The organism is Methanoculleus sp. UBA430 (assembly GCF_002506585.1).
In the GTDB taxonomy this organism is placed as follows: domain Archaea; phylum Halobacteriota; class Methanomicrobia; order Methanomicrobiales; family Methanoculleaceae; genus Methanoculleus.
On the sequence record NZ_DAXW01000003.1, the window covers coordinates 1 to 19,452 of the forward strand.

Sequence of the window (19,452 nt, forward strand, 5' to 3'; positions counted from 1 at the left end):
GGTGAGGTTTTTCGAAGTTCTCGGCAGTCCGTTTCGCCCACGGGATCGCTTCAGCAATGGTCGTCCCGATAGCCATGGCCTACATAGCGGACCTCTCGGAGAAGGGCAAGGAAGGGAGTCAGATGGGAAACTTCTCCATCTCGATGTTTCTCGGGATGGGGGTCGGACCGCTCCTCGGGGGATTCTTAAACGACGCGTTCGGCATGGATTCGGTCTTCTATGTCATGGCCGGCCTCTCGGCGTTCGCCACACTTCTCGTCGCCGCCTCTCTTCCGGAGGCGAGACCGGGCTCGTTGACAATCCCGGCCAGGGAACCCGCTCCGATGCGGGAGATCTTCACGCTGCCGATCATGCGGGGGATCCTGGTCTTCACCCTCATCAGCGCCCTCGGCCGCGGGGGTATGATGGTTTTTATCCCGGTCTTCGGGCCGCTGATCGCGATCAGCCCGTTCGAGGTGGGCGTCGTCCTCTCCGTGAACACCTTCCTGATGGCGCTCCTCCAGATGCCGATCGGGAGGCTCACCGACACCGGGAACAAAGTTACCCTGATCGTCGCGGGATCGACCGTAGCCGCGGTGGCGCTCGCCGTCATCCCCCTCTCGGGGTCGTTCTGGCCTCTGCTCGTGATCACCTCCGCCGTGGGCGTCGGGGGCGCCATCCAGCAACCGGCCATCATGGCTCTGACGGTCGATGCAGGCCGGACCATCGGGATGGGAACCTCGATGGGCGCCTACAACACGGTCTTTGGTATCGGCATGATCATCGCACCGCTGATCGGGGGGGTCTTCATGGACTATATCGGGATCGGCGCCGTTTTCTACGTGGGCGGAGCGGTATGCCTCATCGGAACGGGAGTCTTTGCAGTGATGATGCAACGGAACGCTCGTGAATGCGCTGCCGGAGAGGTGCCGGGGCACGGATAGACCCTCTTCCAGGGGAGCGGCGGCCGTTCGTCGTTCGGATTCCCCGAAACATTAACTCTACCGGCCCAAAAGAGCCATTCTGACCGCATGTCATTCTCTCACATGAGATAAATTAATATACCTTTTTTACTATCATGGGATACAAAGGCGTGCAGGTGGGATAGCGCGCCGGAACCGTCGTGTCAAACATCTGCAGCGCGGCCGGGTGACCCCTGCAGGCTTACGGGCATCTCTCTGCCCGGCGCAAGAGTACAACATCTCATGGACCACTGCAAGCATACACTCCTGCTTCCGGCCGCCCCCCCTGCGGACTTCTGTACGCTTCGTGCCCGCTTTCCGGCCTCGTTCCTTCTTGTCGCCCTGCCGTCCGGGATTCCGGGAGAGATAGGGGACGCCGTGGGCATCCTGCTCCTCGAACTCCTCATCGCCGGGATTGCCTTTGGGCTCCTCGGGATCTGGCTCAAGGAGCGGGCTGTGGTTGCCCGCATCGCCGGGATGGGGGCGAGCATCGAGGCCATCCGGGCAGGCAGTGACGCCCGCACCCGTCTCCCCGCAGGCGAGGGCGACCCGGTCTCACGCTTTGCCGGCGACGTCAACCGGATGCTCGACGATCTGGAGCGTTCCCGGCAGGAGATCCTGGAGAGCAGGGACCGCTACCGTCTCCTCTTCGACAGCGGGAACGACTTCCTGCTCGTCTGCGCAGTGGGGAGGGAGGGCACGCCCTACCGGATACTGGACGCAAACGCGCTCGCCTGCCGGACTCTCGGGTATGCCCGGGAGAATCTCCTCGCCCTCGCTCCCCGTTCGGTCATCCTCATCAGGAGCGATTTCGAGCGAGACGACCACCACCTCTACAGCGCCGACCTGATCCCCCGGCAGGGCGAACGGATCCCCGCCGAGGCGACCATTCACCGCATCAGCCTCGAGGGCACCCCGGCGATCCTCATCATCGCGCGGGACGTAACGGAGCGGAGAAGGGCCGAGAAGGAGTTGATGGACTACCGCTACCGCCTGGAGGAACTGGTGACGCAGCGGACCAACGAACTCCAGGCGGCAAACGAGAGTCTCAGGCGCGAAATGAGAGAGCGGGCGCGGATGGAGCGGGAGAGGCTGGAGGCATACCGGCAGATCGAGAGGAACATCGAGCAGTTCGCGGTCCTGACCGACCACATCCGAAACCCTCTTCAGGTCGTCCAGGGGATGGCCGACCTCATCGAGGACGAGCGGGCGGAGAAGATCCGGGAGCAGGTCCGGCAGATTAAGAAGATTCTCATGCAGCTCGACGAAGGGTGGGTTGAGTCGGAGAAGGTCCGGGAGTACCTTGAGCGGTACCGGTGAGGGAGGCCGGGTGCCGTCCCCTACGGCTCCTTCTCCTCGGCGCACTCGAGTTCCGCGACGACATCGGCCGCATCGTCCATCCGCCGGACCAGGTCCTTGATCTCGACCAGGCGTTCGACGCCGATGAAGTGCTCGGCCATCACCCGGGCCATATCCGTGAGTTCGATGCGGCCGGCCCTCCGCCGGACCAGCCCGTAGTCAAGGAGTGTCGGGAGGGCCGGCTCCAGCGCCCCGACCATCGTGTGGGTCATGCGGATCACCTCCTGCTCGTCGCCGCTAGAGACCACGACGTTCGCCACGAACTCTTCCGTGCTCTGCTCCATGTCGTACTCGGGAGCGACCTCCTCCATCTCGCCACTGAGAAGGCCGACGGCGACCTCCTCCTCGGTCTTCCCGGACGATCTGGAGTACGAACCCCCGGGCTCCGCCAGGATGACCACCCGGCCGAGGTCGTGGAAATCGGGCCGACCGGCGCGGCCCATCATCTGGTGGAACTCCTGGACGGTGAGCCACTGGATGCCCATCGCAAGGGCGTCAAAGATCACCTGAGATGCCGGAAAGTCGACGCCGGCGGCAAGCGCGGCCGTGGTCACGACGGCGCCGACCTCCCCGTTCGCGAACCGCCGCTCTACGTCCCGGCGCTCCTGCGCGGTCAGCCCCGCATGGTAGGGGGCGGCAATCTTTCCGAGAGCGTCGGCGATGACGTGGCAGCGGGCCCGGGAGTTCGTGAAGACGATCGACTGGCCCCGGTAGCCCTTCGACGACCGTATCTTGTACTCCTCGGCGACCATCTGCTTGATGAACCCGATCTTCTTAGACCGTTCCACGAAGATGAGGTGCCGCTCGAGCGGAACCGGCCGGTCGGCGTAGCGGACCAGGTTTGCCCGGAGTTTCTCCGCGAGCAGCCCGGGAGCCCCGATCGTCGCCGAGAGGTAGAGGAACTGGGCTTCCGGGGCGATATGCTTGAGCCGGGCGATCAGCCCGTCGAGACGGTGGCCCCGATCGGGGTCCTCGAGCATCTGGACCTCATCGATGACGACGGTCCCGATGTCCTTTAAGGATCTCCCGGTCCGGAGAGCGTGATCGATCCCCTCGTAGGTCCCTACCACGACGGGAGCATGGACGTCCCGGTCTCCCGCGGGCCGGGTCTCGGGGAGGTTGAGACGGCTCATCCCGGTCTGGAGGGTGACCCTCACCAGGTGGCCGTAACGGTCGCGGAACCGCTGGTATTTCTGGTTCGCGAGCGCGACCAGCGGGACCAGGAAGAGCATTCTCCCCCGCCCTTCAAGGAAGTTCTTCATTCCGGCCATCTCACCGATGAAGGTCTTGCCGCTCGCGGTGGCGGAGACGACGAGGAGGTGCTGCCCCTCGAGGAGCCCGTTCTGGACGGCGAGCTGCTGGACAGGCATCAAGTACTCGACCCCGGCGGCCTTCGCAAACGCCGCGGGCAGCGGGAGTTCGGTGATATGAGCCGTCTTCTGGACCTCGTGCGCCTCGAGCCGGTCAAAGAGGGTCCGCTTCCGGTCAGGATGGTCGGGACCCACCGATCCCAGCACCCGGTCGAGGTCCCGGACCTGGGCGAGGAGTTTCTCGAGGTGGACGAGGACGGAGCCGCCGAATTTGCCCATGTAGCCGAGCTCCCGGCGCATCTCGCGCTTCGCGCACTCAAGGCAGATCCACTCCCCGCCGTAGCGGACGCCGGTCGTCTTATCGATGGGAACAAACCGGTCCTCGAGCTGGCAGAACCGACAGATGTTGATCCTTGACACCGGGATCTGGAGGTCGGCAAGAAACGACTCGAACTCCGGGCTCTTCCCCGCAAGGTGGACCGAAGACCGGCGCAAGAGCGTGATCAGGTCCCGGGTCGGGGTGGGCTTGAGCTGTTTACCCCGCCGGCGCATCTTGAAGTTCTTTGGCCGCTGGCCCTTCGGGGTTGCGGTCAGGTCGACGAACCCGGAACCCTCGACACGGCCGCCCTCGACAAACAGCAGTTTATACGTGCCTTTCTGGGGCTGGACGATAACCTTCATGGTGCGATCAGGTCGTGGATCGTATAGGTGAGCCCCACCGTCTCCAGTCGCTTGAGGAAGTCGGTAAACTCCTCATCAACGATAAGTATTGCGCACTCCCGCCCGTGGAATGCCGCCTCGATAACCCCTTCACGGGATCCGAAGAACATATCCGGCTCGATATCAGCCTTCCTGAGGGCTACGTAGGACTCGAGGCCCACTGCGGCCACCATCTCCGCGTCCCGGACCGCGTCCCGGAGAAGGTCTGTCCTGACGTGCCTTGAGCCGCCCCGCTCGACCCGCGGCACCTTGCAGACATGAATGAGTCCTTCCTCGTGCTCGATGATGCCGTTCAACTGGGCGACACCGAGATCCTCTCCCGGCTCCGCGTCCATGGTCGCGAGGCCGGTTGCGCTCTGCTCTTCTTTCGTCGCGTAGAGCCAGCCGTCCCGCATGAAGACGCCGACCGTATCGCCCTTCCGGATCTCATCCCGGGCGATAGCCGTCCAGACCGCCACCTGCTGAATGATGTCCCGGTTGATGTGACGGGCATAGGCCTCGAGCGCCTCGGCGTGCCGCAGGACCCACTCGATCCCGTTCTTCGTCACCTCATACCGGCCCCGGCCGTGAGCGGTGACCAGCCCCTCATCCACCAGTTCCCGGATGTACTCGGAGACGGCCTGGGGTGTCACGCCGAGTTTTCCGGCGATCTCCTGCTGGCGGACGGCCGGCTGGTGCTCGGCGATCTCCACCAGGATCTGGAATCGCGTGGCCTCCCGTTTGCTACGTAAGATCACATAGAGGGGATCGTCAGTGAAGTCGGTCAAGCAACACCATTCCCTGCCCTTTCAGATCAAGGCCGGGAATCCTCTTCGCCAGCCCCTTGATGAAGGTTGGACTCACGCCGTACTTCCTGGAGATGTCGCTGATCGAGGTGGTTCCGCCCAGGATCTCCTGTTCAACCGAATCCACAATTGTGCGAAGACTCTCGTCGTTTGAGATGGCGATGTGCAGCAGGTCTCCGATATCGCCCATGGAACACTGGAAGCTGGCCCGGAATTTGCTGTATGTAGCCCGGTACTCCTTCGTCGGCTTCTCTCCGGGCTTCGGCATCCGCCACTGTTCTTCGATCAAGTTTCCCTTCTTGAGGATGGAGAGGCACTCGGTCACCATCGAGGTCCCGGCGTAGGTCCCGAGCTCCTCCTCGGTCAGCCAGGCTTTGTTTAAGAGCTCGTAGATCTTTTTATAATCAGCATTATTGAACGTTATAAGAAGAGGAACCAGTTCAACCGGATCATTAAGAATTTTAATATGTCCCGTCAATGCGATACCCTATTGTTATATCGTTGTATAACTCCATAAATTTTTGCTGAATATTCAATGCGTATACGTGGCACGATCATCATCCGGGGCGTCGTTCAGGGGGTCGGATTTCGTCCCTTTGTCTATGCAAAGGCCCGGGAATTTGGGATCACCGGGACCGTCAAAAATCTCGGGAGCGAGGTGGAGATCCATGCGTTCGGTGACCGCTTCGAGGAGTTCCTCGAGGCCGTTTCCCGGGGAACGCTGTTATCTCACATAGATTCCGTGGACGTCCAGGATCTGCGCGACAACCCGCCCGATACGTTTACTGTCCTTGAGAGCGGCTCCGGGAGCCTCTCCGGATTCATCCCTGCCGATATCGGCACCTGCGACGACTGCGTCGCCGATATGTTCACGCCGGGGGGACGGTACGAGGGCTACTGGGCCACATCCTGCGTCAACTGCGGTCCGCGGTACAGCATCATCACTGCCATCCCCTACGACCGGGAGCGGACGTCGATGGCGGAGTTTCCCATGTGCGGCGCCTGCGAGAGCGAGTACACCGACCCGTCCTGCCGGCGGCACCACGCCCAGACGATCGCCTGTGCCGCCTGCGGGCCGCAACTCGCTCTCTTGAAGGCCGACGGGACGCTGGTTGCGGCCGCAGATCCCATCCGGGAGGCGGCAGCCCTCATTGACGGGGGCTCGATCGTCGCCATCCGGGGGGTAGGGGGGTTTCATATCGCCTGCACCGAGGAGGCGGCCCCCGAACTGAAACGCCGGCTGGGCCGGACAGAGCAGCCGCTCGCGGTGATGGGAACCCCGGAGGAGGTGGAGCGGATCGCGGTCGTCTCGGAAGAAGAGCGGCGGATCCTGCAGTCCCGGGAACGGCCGATCGTGGTGCTCGAGAAGAAGGACCATACGTCGCACCCGGGGATCTCGGGGCTCCATACCATCGGGTGCATGCTCCCCTACACCGGGCTGCACCACCTCCTCTTTGCGAACCTCGCCCACCCGCTCCTGGTGATGACGAGCGCGAACCTGCCTGGCTACCCGATGATCACCGATCTTGAGATCGCTCTCGGCCGGCTCTCGGGGCAGGTGGACTACATCCTCACCCACAACCGCCGGATCGTCAACCGCTGCGACGACTCCGTCGTCAGAGACGGCTACATCATCCGTCTCTCACGGGGCCTCGCCCCGAAACGGACGGCGATCGACCTCGGAGATGCGTGTATCCTCGGCGTCGGGCCGGAGCTGAACGCGAACGTCTCCGTCTACAAAGCGGGCTTCTGCATCACCTCGCCCCATGTGGGAAACGTCAGAAACCCCCAGACCCTCGCCTACCTGCAGGAGACGGCGGAGAAGATCGGGGGACTTGTCGGGGCGCGATATGACCTGATCGTCCACGACCTCCACCCGCAGTTCCTCTCGACCCGCTACGCGAGGGAGGTTGCCGAGGCGGTCGGGGCAGAGGTCATGGCTGTCCAGCACCACCGGGCGCACATCGCTGCGACGACCCGGGAGGAGTGTGTCGGGATCGCGATCGACGGCGTGGGCTACGGGGACGACGCCACGATCTGGGGTGGCGAGGTCTTTGCCGGGCAGGTTCCCCACCTCGACCGGGTCGCCCACCTCGAGGTCGTCCCGATGCCGGGCGGCGACCTTGCCACCCGGTTCCCGGAGCGGATGCTGTATGGGATCCTGCCGACGCCGGGGGTCCGGGACCTCCTTTCGTCACGGGGGTGGAGCGATATCGAGCTCGCGGTCCTCTCCCGGCAGGTGGAGCGGGGGTTGAACGTCGCCGCGACCTCGAGCACCGGGAGGGTGCTCGACGCCGCCGCAGCCCTCCTCGGTATCTGCCGGGAACGGACCTACGACGGCGAGCCGGCGATGAAACTCGAGTCGGCGGCGTGTGCCGGGCGGGCGTCGGCCTGGGATCTTGAGTTCCTGCGCGACGGGGGCTGCGAGGTCCTCTCGACCCGGTCGCTCATCGCCGAGGCATACCGGCGGGCCGCGGCCGGGGAACGGGTGAACGACATCGCCGCGTCGGTCCAGTACAACCTGGCGAGAGGCGTCGCCGCGATGGCTGTCCGGGCGGCGGAGGAGCGGGGGATCCCGCGGGTGGCGCTCTCGGGCGGGGTGGCCTATAACCGGGCGATCCGGGAGGCGATCGTCGGGGAGGTCCGGGCTGCGGGGCTTGAGGTGGTTATGAACCGGGAGTATCCGCTCGGGGATGGGTGCATCAGCTTCGGACAGGTGGTCTACGGGGGGAGCGGGGAGGATTAGGGCGGTTCTCCGGCAAGCACCCGGATAAAGATCTCTCGTAGCCGCTCGCATTGCTGGAGCAGCGGGACAGGTTCTCATCAAACCAGGTCCTGGTCGAAAACCTCTTCAAGTCGGGCAAAGAAGCCTTCTCTCTTTGAGCATTGCGCCGGTATTCACGGCTGTCTTTCGTAAAATTTACCGTTCTGCATCGACTTTTGATAGGGCGGGTTGTTCTTGCAGGATGAACAAATAACCCATTCGGAGTCTCACGGTGCGGTGAAGCGGGGAGGGGGTTACTCGGTTATACCGGGGTGACATAAAACCGTGATCTACACCCTAAATCGAGCGGCAATTCTAATTGCTTTTCAAAATCTCTGGATTTTTTCAAGAGGCGTTCCAGGGCAAATTTTTTTTCCGTAAAGTATATATTTAGGCATTCAGATCGGTTTAAATGCAGATTCTCACCAGAATAAGTCAGGAGAAGGTGGCTCTGGATGAAAAACCGTTTGACAGCAATAACAAGGCTAAGAATCCTTCATGCACTTATTATAGTACTTTTAGTTGTTCCGTCTTCCGCATCGGCGATATCTGACGACACACTGTTCGCTCTCCAAGAAACGAACAGTGAATTTAAAAAAATACTGGATGCATCCTCAAGTACTGGAAACAGCGATTTTCCGGGATCAGATAAATCGAATCTAACTGAAGGGCAGCAAAAACTCTCTACAGATCTCCTTCAGCTGCTGGATTCCGCTTTCCTTCCAGAAGTGATGACACCGGAGAAGCATAAAGCCGAGATGATGAATCTCCAGCAACTCTCCTCGGCGGACGGTTCCGGAAGCGGGGTCCTGTTTCAGGAATCGTCAGAGAGCGTGTATGTCTACATTTTCATGAAGCCGGGTTTCCCGACGGATATCATTGACCCCTTTGCCGTTACCGTCACTGACCGGGATGAGGAAAATAGTCTGGCGGTTGCGTGGGTACCAGTATCCAAACTCGAGGGGCTTGCGGCTCTGGATAGCGTCCGTAGTATCAGAACCGTGATGCCTCCGATCCTGAACCGGGGATCGGTGACGACAGAGGGAGACGCTATCCTCCGGGCGGATCAGGTTCGCTCACAGTATGGCTTTCGTGGCAATGGCGTCTGCGTGGGCATCATTTCGGACGGTGTCGATCATATTGCATCCTCGCAGGCATCAGGCGACCTTCCCGGAGACGTTCGCGTGCTGAGCAATAGCAAGGGTGGGGACGAAGGAACAGCGATGCTTGAGATCGTCCACGATATGGTTCCGGATGCAGATCTCGTCTTCCATGATTGTGGCGCAAACAGGCTCGCATTCAACAATGGTATTGACGCCCTGATTGCATCAGGATGCACCGTCGTCTGCGACGATATCAGCTGGATCGGGGAACCTTTCTTTGAAGACGGTATTGTGGCATCCCACATCGAAAGCGTTCTCGCCGCAAACAATATTATTTACATTTCTTCTGCCGGGAACGCTGCTACGAAACATTACCAGGGGACATATTACAATGGGTGGGATAACTGCCATGATTTCAGTGAAGGCTCGGATCCAACGTATCAGGAGCTGTATGTAAATATCCCTCCGGAGGGTCAGGTCCGCGTTGTTCTCCAGTGGAACGATATGTTCGGCTCGTCGGGAAACGATTACGATCTGTATCTCTGTGATTATGCTACGGGAGCCGTTGTTGCGTCCGGTACTACTGCACAGAACGGTGACGATGATCCGCTTGAAGCTCTCGCCTACACGAATACCCAAAGTATCGCGGAAGACTATGCCATTCTCGTTCAAAACTATCAGGGGGCTGCCAGCTCGCGGATTCTCGAAGTATTCATCTACCCCGCTGGAGGTACCTACGTCTATACAGACAATATCCAGCCCTCCGACTCGATATTCGGACATCCTGCTGTGCAGGATGTCATCTCTGTAGGCGCGATCGCCGCAAATGACCCAGGACACGACGTTATCGAGCCCTTCTCCTCCCAGGGTCCGGTTACCATCTCCTACCCATCCGCGGAATCCAGGCATAAACCGGATATCGCAGGGATCGATGGTGTTTCCATCACCGGAGCAGGCGGATTTTCTAAGCCGTTCTACGGAACCAGTGCTGCTGCCCCGCATATAGCCGGGATGGTGGCCCAGATCTGGGGCGCCTATCCGGCGAAAACGTCAGCGCAGATCAGAACGATGCTGTATACAACTGCTGTTGATCTGGGAACTCCCGGTTGGGACACCATGTTCGGATATGGCCGTGCAGACGCACTGGAGATGTATCTTGCCGGAGGAGGCGTATCGATTCCGCCGGTCGCAAACTTTACTGCTGATATCACCTCCGGCACCGCTCCTCTTGCGGTGCAGTTCTCGGATACCTCAACCGGCGAACCTACCGCATGGAACTGGACCTTCGGCGACGGCGCAACCTCCACCGAGCAGCACCCCATCCACACCTACACGGCAGCAGGCATCTATACCGTAACTCTGACTGCCACGAATGCCACCGGGTCAGATACCCTCTCGCGAGAGAGGCACATAACCGTCCTCGACGCCATGACCATCGGTCTCGGCGATGCCGGGGCGGCGAAGGGGCAGACCACCCAGGCGCTGCTGACCATCCGCAACGCATCGGCCATCGGTGGCGGGAGTCTCAACCTGACCTATGATCCCGCTATCGTGACGGTGGATGCGATAAACGGTGCTTCACCCTGGCATCTCACTTCAAATATCGACACCGCGAACGGCAAGGCACGCATAGTTTACTTCACTACCTACGGCCAGAGCGGGGATGTGCCCATCTGCACCGTGACTCTGAAAGCAACCGGAGAACCCGGCGATATTAGCCCGCTGAACATCACAGTAGATGAGCTCATAGATGATGGTGGCAAAGACCTCTCGTTTGCCGCCCTGCCGGTCCACGGTGAGTTCCAGGTGCTGTACCCCGATACCCCCGATCCCATCCGGTACCGCGACGCCAACGGCCTCTACAAGGGCATCCTGAGCGGAAATACGCTCTATTTCGGTGAAGAGAACCTGAACCTCACCCGGCTGGGCGGTGCGCAACGGCTGGTCCACTACAGCAACATCTCGGCCGGCACAGTGGACGCAACCCTCAACGTGCCCGACTGCCACTCATTTAACGTGGTAGCCGGGGGAAGCCCGATCACCGGGCGCTACTACGCATGGGGAGACGACGGTCTCATCAACGGCAGGCCCTGGGTGGAGATCCGGCAGCCGATCACCGGCCTGGACGTTCTCCTGGGTGGCACGAACACTTCCGTCGGCGGCACCTCCCTCACCTGCAACGCCATTCTCGACGTTGCAATGGAGAACAACCTTGAAGGTCTCTACGCAACCCCGGCAGTCATCTTTATGGACATCGAGATCACGACGCCCGGCGGCGGAAAACTCACGCAGTTCGGCGCAACAGACCTGTCAGGCATCCCCATCGAGGCTTCGAGGGTGTACATCCGTGGGATCTCCCTGAGCGGTGCCGATCCTGGATCCTACACCGCAAAGGCTGTCTGGCCGTCGGCGAGCGACTTTGCCGGAAAAGGATACGATTCGAATGTCGTCACCTTTGAGATCGCCAGCACAACGTCACTGGCAAACTTCACCGCAAACACCACCACCGGCATCGTTCTGCTCACCGTCCAGTTCACCGACACCTCAACCGGCGATCCGACCGCATGGAACTGGTCGTTCGGGGATGGCGCGACCTCCACAGAGCAGCACCCCGTCCACACCTACACCGCCCCCGGCACCTACACCGTGAATCTCACGGTCAGTGCCGCGAGCGGCTCGGACACACTCTCCCGGCCCGGCTACATCACCGTAATGGTCAAGGGTGATTTCGGTGGAGATGGTATCGTCGACATCGGCGATGTCTCCCGCGTAGCCTACATGGTCGTCGGGAAGGCCGCGCCCGACCCCGCCGCCGACTTCAACGAGAACGGCGCGGTCGATATCGGCGATGCGGCAAAGATCGCCTACTACTATGTCGAGAAGATCCCGGCATTGTGAGGGAGATAGGCAAAGAACCCCTGAAGAACATCTCACCCCCCTCTTTTCGCCGTACTGCGTCGCCGGAACTCAAGGGCGGAACTGGATGGTAACAGCCCCGGGCTGTCCTCGGCCTTGCATCAGGGGCACCGCTCAGAGTGCTCCGCCAATCCATCCCATGGATGCCCGGCCGCGGGGCCACATCAGTAGCTCCGGCGACAGCCGGGGCGGGGCTGAAGACACTCCCGAGGGATAACCTCCCCGAATCATATATAAGGAATGCTTTTTGTTAAATCGGACATTTGTCAAAATAAGGTAAAATTAGTAATAAAAATGCGAAAATATAAATTTTCCGGCGATAATGACCGTATATGCGAGATGCTTCTCCACAGTGCAGGATTGCTCTTTTTATCCTCTGCTTCAGTCTCCTTACAGCAACGTTCGCATCTCCGGCATCGGCCCTCATGGTCGAGCTCGCCCCCTCGTATCTCGCGGAGCAGTCGGACGCGATAGCGACCGGAACGGTCACCTCCGTCGAGAGTCGGTGGGATGGGACCGGCATGGCAATCGAGACTGTCGTCTCCTTCTCGGTCGACCGGACCCTTGCGGGCCAGCTCCAGAACGATACCGTCCTCGTGGTTCCGGGCGGAACGGTGGACGGGATCACGCAGTGGGTGGAAGATGTCCCGATCTTCTTTCCGGGCGAGAACGTCGGGCTCTTCCTGAGAGAGCGTCCCGACGGATCCTATCAGCCGGTCGGCCTCTCACAGGGCGTCGTACCCCTCGCCGGAACGTCCGCAGCGAAAGCCAGGGAAGCGGGCCTGCTCACGCCGGACGAGTTTGCGGACCGGGTGGACGCCGCGCTGCAGGGCGACGCCGATGTTCTGTGGACGACGACAACATCGATGCCAGCGCCTGTCGGAACCACAGCGGTTTCCATCGACGCCGTCGCCCCGACGACCACATCGGCAGGGACCGGGACGGAGGTGACGATAACCGGGACCGGGTTCGGGACCAAGGCGTCCAGGGAGAGTGACGCAGATGTCGCATTCTTCTTCACCTCAACCGGCGGCATGTCCTACTGGATCTATGCGAGCGGATACCTGCCGGTTACGGGATGGCAGAGCGCTAACTCAAACGACATCGTCTCCTGGACCGGCTCGCAGATCATCTGCAAGGTCCCGACCGGAATCGCCTGGCGGGGGCAGATGTACTGGGGATCGGCAAGCAGCGGGCCGGTCTACGTGCTCCATGATGACGGGACGACCACCTTCGGACCATACTCGCTCAGCGTTCCGTTCGGGTGGAGCAAGAAACGCTGGCAGGGGGCCGCGCCCGTCGTCTCCTACTACGTCAACCCACCCCCGGTATCGGGCGCTCTCGCCGCGACGCAGAACGCCGCCGGGACATGGACAGCGGTCCAGGGCTCCGACTTCTCCTTCCAGTATGCCGGAACCACATCCTCAACGGACAGGGGATACAACTCCAAAAATGAGATCCTCTGGGGCGATATCGCCATCGACGGGGTGCTTGCCCAGGCGAGCACCTGGTTGTACGGGGAGCAGGTTGCCGAGTGCGACATCAAGTTCAATACCCGCTATACCTGGTCAACGACCCCCCAGACCGGTGCGTACGATATCGAGACGGTCTGCCTCCACGAACTCGGCCACTGGGTCCAATTGCAGGACCTCTACGGGAACGTCCCGGGATACCCCTCCGACACGGGGAAGGTGATGTACGGCCGGACCGGTTCCGGCCAGACCAAACGCACCCTGACCGAATCCGATGCTGACGGAGCACGCTGGATCTACCCCGGCCAGACCCCGGCCCCGGCGATCGCCGGGATCACCCCGAACACCGGGTATGCCGGCAGCGTCGTCCAGATCACCGACCTTGCAGGAACCGGCTTCCAGAATGGCGCGACGGTGAAGCTCACCAGTTCGGGGCAGCCCGATATCATGGCGACAGGCGTCTCGGTCGTCTCGTCGTCACGGATTGCATGCACGTTCGACCTCGCCGGCCGGGCGGCGGGCGCCTGGAACGTCGTCGTCACGAACCCCGACGGGCAGTCCGCCACACTCCCGCAGGGCTTCACCGTCAGGACCCCGGTCGCCCTCACCCTCACCGCCGGGAAGGATTCCGTCATGCGCGGCAACCAGTTTGATCTGACCGTCGGTGGCGAGAGCGGCCGGACATACTTCATCTACATCAAGGCGGCCGGGGACACCCCGCCGGCGGCGTATCCATCTATCGTGTCCGGACAGTCCGGCATCAGCAGCATCGGGACCTCCGGCCCCCGGAGCGTGGCAAACGCGACCGCGGCGTCGCAGGCGAATGTCACTGTCGGATCCTCCGGCACCCGCACCATCTGGTTCGAGACGAACACCTCAACGAGGGCGCAGGACTACATCATCGAAGCGATCGACTGGACCGATCCTTCGCGCTCGGCAAGCGCCACGGTGAGCGTGGAACGGGGAGCAGTGACCATAACATCGGCCGGCACCGGCATACACTATACCGGTGACGAGGTTGTCTTCTCCGGCACAAACACCGACAGTGCAACGACATATCTCTTCATCACGGGACCGGAACTTGCAGCGAACGGAACAAGGCTTGACGACACGGCCATACCCTGCATAACCGGAGATGCCGGCACGTTTACACGGGTAGATGTAAACCAGGATGATACCTGGGAGTATCGCTGGAACACCAGCAGTTGCGGGCTTGCACCGGAGAGCGGTACACATGCCAGTTGCACCGTCTACGCCGCTTCAGTTCCCAATGCCAAAAACGATCTGGCCAATGCCGCGTATGGAACAACCTCACTCATGCTGAGGGGTCCACCCGACACAATCAACCAGATCGCCATCCTGCCGGCAGCCTCAACGCTGACAGTCGGGCAGACATGGGCGTACACGGTGGCGCTCGATGCCGCCCCTGCGGAACTCCTCAGTTATAACCTCACCGTGCAACTGACCGATCCGGCCGTCGGCGAGATTGTCGGAGTCCATTTCCCGCCGTGGTCGGTTATCCCGGCAAACGGCACGATGCCCGCCGATACGGTCTGGTGCAGCGCCAGGGATTCCACGGGGGCTTCCGGGAACGCCAATATCACGCTGGTGACGGTAACGATCCGTGCCGATGCCCCCGGCACGACGAACATCACGGTCCTCCCCGGCAGGATCGAAGACCGGCATGGCGGCAGGTATTTCCCTGCCGTGACCCGGGCGCAGCTCCACGTGAATGCCCCCGTCGCAAACTTCACCGCTGACGTCACCGCCGGCACAGCGCCGCTCACTGTCCGGTTCACCGACACCTCGACCGGCGCCCCGACCGCCTGGCTCTGGTCGTTCAGCGACGGCGCGACCTCGACCGAACAGCACGCCACTCACACCTACACAATGTCGGGCACCTACACCGTGAACCTCACCGTCAGCACCTCCGACAGCTCAGACACGCTCTCCCGGTCCGATTACATCACCGTCACACGCGTCAAGGGTGATTTCAACGGGAACGGTGAGGTCGATATCGGCGACGTCTCCCATGTCGCGCATATGGTCGTCGGGAAGGCCGCGGCCGACCCCGCCGCCGACTTCAATGAGAACTGCGCGGTCGACATCGGCGACGCGGCGAAGATCGCCTACTACTACGTCGAAAAGATCCCGGCGCTGTGAGGCGGTGGGAGGGAGCCCGGAAGAGTACACGAACGCCTGAGCGCCCATCCGGCCGGTGAGAACCGCGCGGGTGGCGCTCTCGGGCGGGCCGGCCTCCCGCCGGGGGCTCCGGGACGCGGTCCCGGCCGGCCTGCCCAACCCCCGCTACCAGGCAGCCCTACCCATTCGAGAACGGGTGCATCAGCATCGGGCAGATGATCTACAGGGGAAAGGGTTTGGCCGCAGAGGGCACCGGGACCGGCAGGCAGCGCGCAGAGGAGAGGAGCCCGCCTGCTGTCCGGTGGGGCTCCCCGGTGCCTTTCTTCGAGCATAACGTCATTTCTTGAGAGCAGTTTTGATAAAACGGGTTTAGCACTTCAGTGATAACAAAGAAAAGTTTTTCACTGTCTGGAGATTAGTATCGTGCATAGCCAGATAGCCGATCCGGCATCACGAGGGAATGACTTCCCCGATCGAGAGGCGTTCATCGACCGTCGCGGCCATCCCGACATCCGGGCATCCCGATACCCCTCGCTTCCCCTTCTCGACTCCCGGGCAGCAGGAGCTCGCCGGCAGGATCGGTGTCGCGGATGCGTGGTCATGATGAAGCGGATACTCTCTCTCGTGGTTCTTATTGTACTGGCAGCGTTGCTGCCGGCGGTAGCGGCGGCGAATACAGAAACGGGCGGTCCATCCCCGGGTTCTCTTGAAATTGACGGCGGAGCGGACTATCGACTTCTCGGTTTGGGTTTCATCCCGAATGTCGGCCAGTGCGACCCCGGGGTGGAGTATGTCCTGCAGCACCGGGAAACAACGGTCTTCTTTACGAGGGACGGACTTGTGCTGACCCATATCTCAGGGAGTGCGGATAACGTCTCCCGAGACGTTATCCGGCAGTCGTTTGCCGGTGCATCCCCCGACACACAGCTGACCGCTTGCCGTCAGCGTCCGGGGGTCGTGAACTATTACGTCGGGAACGATTCGTCGGAGTGGCTGAGCGGCATCCCGGTGTACTCCAGGATCGTATATGAAGACCTGTATCCCGGGATCGATCTCGTGTATGCCGAGGAGAACGGCAGGCTGAAACGTGAGTTCCACATCTCCCCCGGCGCGGACCCCTCGCAGATTGAACTGCTCTACGAGGGAGAGAGCATGCCTCGCGTGGATGGGGACGGCGTGCTGCGGTTTGCGTCGCCGGCAGGGGAGCTGCTTGAGAGCCCTCTCGTCTGCTGGCAGGTGATCGACGGGGAAAAGGTCAGTCGGGCCGCGGAGTACGTCGTCGATGACGGATCGGTTCGTATCGCGGTGGCGGAGTACGACGCCGGGCATGAGTTGATCATCGACCCCGAACTGGTCTACTCAAGTTATCTGGGCGGAGAGAATTGGGATATGGGGTATGCCCTTGCGGATGACGGCGAAGGAGGGGTATGGGTCACGGGGTATACGGGCTCTCTCGATTTCCCGGTCCTGGACGACTCCAATGGAAATGGGGGCCACATTGCTTTCGTCTCCCACTTCGCATCGAACGGCACCCTCCTCTCATCGACCTGCCTCGGTGGAGCGACCGCCGAGTATGGACATGTCCTCGCGGGTGACGGCGCCGGGGGAGTATGGGTCATGGGGACGACGGGTTCAACCGACTTCCCGGTCCTGAACCCATCCCAGAGCACCTATGGAGGAGGTGGAGATACCTTCGTCTCCCACTTCTCGTCGGACGGTACTCTCCTCTCATCGACCTACCTGGGCGGAGGGGAAACTGAAATCGACAATGCCCTTGTGGGTGACGGCGAAGGAGGGGTCTGGGTCACGGGACTGACGACCTCAACCAACCTCCCGGTCACGGGGGATGCATACCAGAGCGACTATGGAGGGGGTTCTGGCGATGCCTTCGTAGCCCGCTTCTCGTTTGACGGCGATCTCCTCTTATCGACCTACCTGGGCGGAGATGGGTATGATTATGGTTCGGCCCTTGCGGGTGACGGCGACGGGGGAGTATGGGTCATGGGGGGCAACGATTATGGCGGCTTCCCGGTCACGGGTGGTGCATTCGAGAGAGGCAACAGAGGGGGGTGGGATGTCTTCGTCTCCCACTTCGCATCGAACGGCACTCTCCTCTCATCGACCTGCCTGGGCGGAATGAATCACGATGACGGATCCGCCCTCGCGGGTGATGGCGATGGAGGTGTCTGGGTCACTGGAGAGACACAGTCAGTGCATGTGCCGGATTACCCCAACAGTGGCTTCCCGGTCCTGAACGCATACCAGTGGGACAATGAGGGGAGTTATGATGCTTTCGTCTCTCACTTCTCGTCGAATGGCACTCTCCTCTACTCGACATACCTGGGTGGAGACGAACATGATTCCGGGTATGCCCTTGCGGGTGACGGCGCCGGGGGAGTATGGGTCACAGGAGATACACGCTCTGACGATTTCCCGACCCTGAACGCACACCAGAACGCCTACAGGGGAGGGTCATCTTATGGCGATCGCTTCGTCGCCCGCTTCTCGCAGGAGGGCGCTCTCCTCTCATCGACTTATCTGGGCGGGGAGAAGGATGATTGTGATGGGTACGGAGGAAGAGAAGATGATCATCGATATACCCTTGCGGGTGACGGCGATGGAGGGGTGTGGGTCACGGGGTGTACAAAATCTACCGCCTTCCCGATCACGGATGATGCGTTCCAGAACACCTATGGAGGAGGAGAAGATTATTACGATGCCTTCGTCTCCCACTTCTCGTCGGAGGGCGTTCTCCTCTTATCGACCTACCTGGGCGGGGAGGGGGATGATTATGGAAAAGCGCTTGCGGGTGACGACGCCGGCGGAGTATGGGTCGCGGGGTATACGGGATCTAATGACTTCCCTGTCCTGCGGGCATACCAGAGCACCTATAGTGGAGGGAGTAGCGATGCCTTCGTCGCGAAGTTCGGCATCGTCGAACTACCAACCGCAGACTTTGCCGCGAACGTCACCTCTGGCCCCGTCCCGCTGGTCGTCCAGTTCACGGACCTCTCCACCGGCGACCCGACCACCTGGCTCTGGGACTTCGGCGACGGCAACTCCTCGACGGAGCAGCACCCGGTCCATACCTACAGAACACCGGGCACCTACACCGTGAACCTCACGGTCAGCACCGCGGACGGCTCGGACACGCTCTCCCGGCCCGATTACATCGCCGTCACACGCCTCAAAGGTGACTTCAAAGGAGACGGCAAAGTGGACATCGGCGACGTCGCCTTTGTCGCGCATATGGTCGTCGGGAAGGCCGCGGCCGACCCCGCCGCCGACTTCAATGAGAACGGCGCGGTCGATATCGGGGATGCGGCAAAGATCGCCTACTACTTCGTCGAGAAGATCCCGGCGCTGTGAGACGGCCGGAAAGAAAGAATAGAATCCCTTATCCGGGGGAGCGTTGCACCTCCCCCGTTCTCCCACTCCAGGTCTCAAACCGCTCCGGTCACAGTTACCCATACATCCCGCCGGCCCGAATAGTGGCAGGAAAGAGAGATACAACTCATGGCGTGGCCTACCGGAGAAGGTTCCGGAAGAATTATGTTGTAACGGCTACCGGCAAACCGCCGGTAAAAAAAAAGATTTAGCCGAAGAGGGCACCGAGACCGGCCATGCCGCTCTCTTCTTCCTCTTCCTTCTTGGACTCTTCCTCGGCCTCTTCCTCGGCTGCGGGTGCAGCGGCTGCAGGGGCGGCGGCTGCGGGTGCAGCGGCGACCGGCGCGACAGCGGCCTTGCTGATGGCCTCCTCGATGTTCACGTCCTCGAGTGCGGCGACAAGGGCCTTCACGCGGGCATCCTGAACGGCGACACCGGCCGCGTTCAGGACAGCAGTCACATTCTCTTCAGTTACATCTTTGCCTGCGTTGTGCAGGAGCAGTGCAGCGTAGATATACTCCATAGTTCATTCACCTTTGATTGTCTGATAAAG

At 61.3% G+C, this 19,452-nt stretch carries 10 protein-coding genes and 1 pseudogene; 6 read left to right on the plus strand and 5 right to left on the minus strand.

Annotated features, from left to right (window positions below):
• Positions 1-29: 29 nt before the first annotated feature.
• Both BRA49_RS01765 and BRA49_RS01770 read left to right on the plus strand, forming a co-directional pair.
• Positions 30-923, plus strand: a pseudogene (locus BRA49_RS01765) (MFS transporter); the annotation flags it as partial.
• Between the two features lie 261 nt (positions 924-1,184).
• Positions 1,185-2,261: a PAS domain S-box protein gene (locus tag BRA49_RS01770; protein WP_292382923.1), complete on the plus strand. Its 1,077-nt coding sequence runs from the start codon at positions 1,185-1,187 to the stop codon at positions 2,259-2,261.
• 20 nt (positions 2,262-2,281) lie between these two features.
• Here the strand turns inward: BRA49_RS01770 and BRA49_RS01775 are convergent, their stop codons facing one another.
• The 3 genes from BRA49_RS01775 to BRA49_RS01785 are packed head-to-tail and all read right to left on the minus strand — an operon-like array spanning position 2,282 to position 5,593.
• Entirely contained in the window at positions 2,282-4,291 is a 2,010-nt protein-coding gene (locus tag BRA49_RS01775; RefSeq protein WP_292382926.1) for a DEAD/DEAH box helicase, read from the minus strand.
• Complete coding sequence (locus BRA49_RS01780) at positions 4,288-5,097, minus strand: winged helix-turn-helix transcriptional regulator (RefSeq protein WP_292382928.1); 810 nt, start codon at positions 5,095-5,097, stop codon at positions 4,288-4,290. Before BRA49_RS01780 ends, BRA49_RS01775 begins: the two co-directional genes overlap by 4 nt.
• The gene (locus tag BRA49_RS01785) at positions 5,081-5,593 is read right to left on the minus strand and encodes an ArsR family transcriptional regulator (RefSeq protein WP_292382930.1); all 513 of its coding nucleotides are present in this window, start codon (positions 5,591-5,593) and stop codon (positions 5,081-5,083) included. Before BRA49_RS01785 ends, BRA49_RS01780 begins: the two co-directional genes overlap by 17 nt.
• Before the next feature lie 57 nt (positions 5,594-5,650).
• Here BRA49_RS01785 and hypF point away from each other — a divergent pair, with 57 nt between their 5' ends.
• The 3 genes from hypF to BRA49_RS01800 all read left to right on the plus strand — a co-directional run bounded on the left by hypF (position 5,651) and on the right by BRA49_RS01800 (position 15,533).
• A complete protein-coding gene (gene hypF / locus BRA49_RS01790) occupies positions 5,651-7,861 on the plus strand; it encodes a carbamoyltransferase HypF (protein WP_292382932.1) in 2,211 nt (736 codons plus the stop codon).
• Between the two features lie 473 nt (positions 7,862-8,334).
• Positions 8,335-11,880: a PKD domain-containing protein gene (locus BRA49_RS01795; protein ID WP_292382934.1), complete on the plus strand. Its 3,546-nt coding sequence runs from the start codon at positions 8,335-8,337 to the stop codon at positions 11,878-11,880.
• 350 nt (positions 11,881-12,230) lie between these two features.
• Complete coding sequence (locus BRA49_RS01800; protein ID WP_292382936.1) at positions 12,231-15,533, plus strand: PKD domain-containing protein; 3,303 nt, start codon at positions 12,231-12,233, stop codon at positions 15,531-15,533.
• Positions 15,534-15,962: 429 nt separating this feature from the next.
• Here BRA49_RS01800 and BRA49_RS01805 read toward each other — a convergent pair whose 3' ends face one another.
• The gene (locus BRA49_RS01805) at positions 15,963-16,316 is read right to left on the minus strand and encodes a hypothetical protein (RefSeq protein ID WP_292382938.1); all 354 of its coding nucleotides are present in this window, start codon (positions 16,314-16,316) and stop codon (positions 15,963-15,965) included.
• A 153-nt stretch (positions 16,317-16,469) separates the two neighbouring features.
• Here BRA49_RS01805 and BRA49_RS01810 point away from each other — a divergent pair, with 153 nt between their 5' ends.
• Complete coding sequence (locus BRA49_RS01810) at positions 16,470-18,881, plus strand: PKD domain-containing protein (protein WP_292382939.1); 2,412 nt, start codon at positions 16,470-16,472, stop codon at positions 18,879-18,881.
• Between the two features lie 226 nt (positions 18,882-19,107).
• Here the strand turns inward: BRA49_RS01810 and rpl12p are convergent, their stop codons facing one another.
• Entirely contained in the window at positions 19,108-19,422 is a 315-nt protein-coding gene (gene rpl12p, locus BRA49_RS01815) for a 50S ribosomal protein P1 (protein WP_292382940.1), read from the minus strand.
• Between the last annotated feature and the right edge of the window lie 30 nt (positions 19,423-19,452).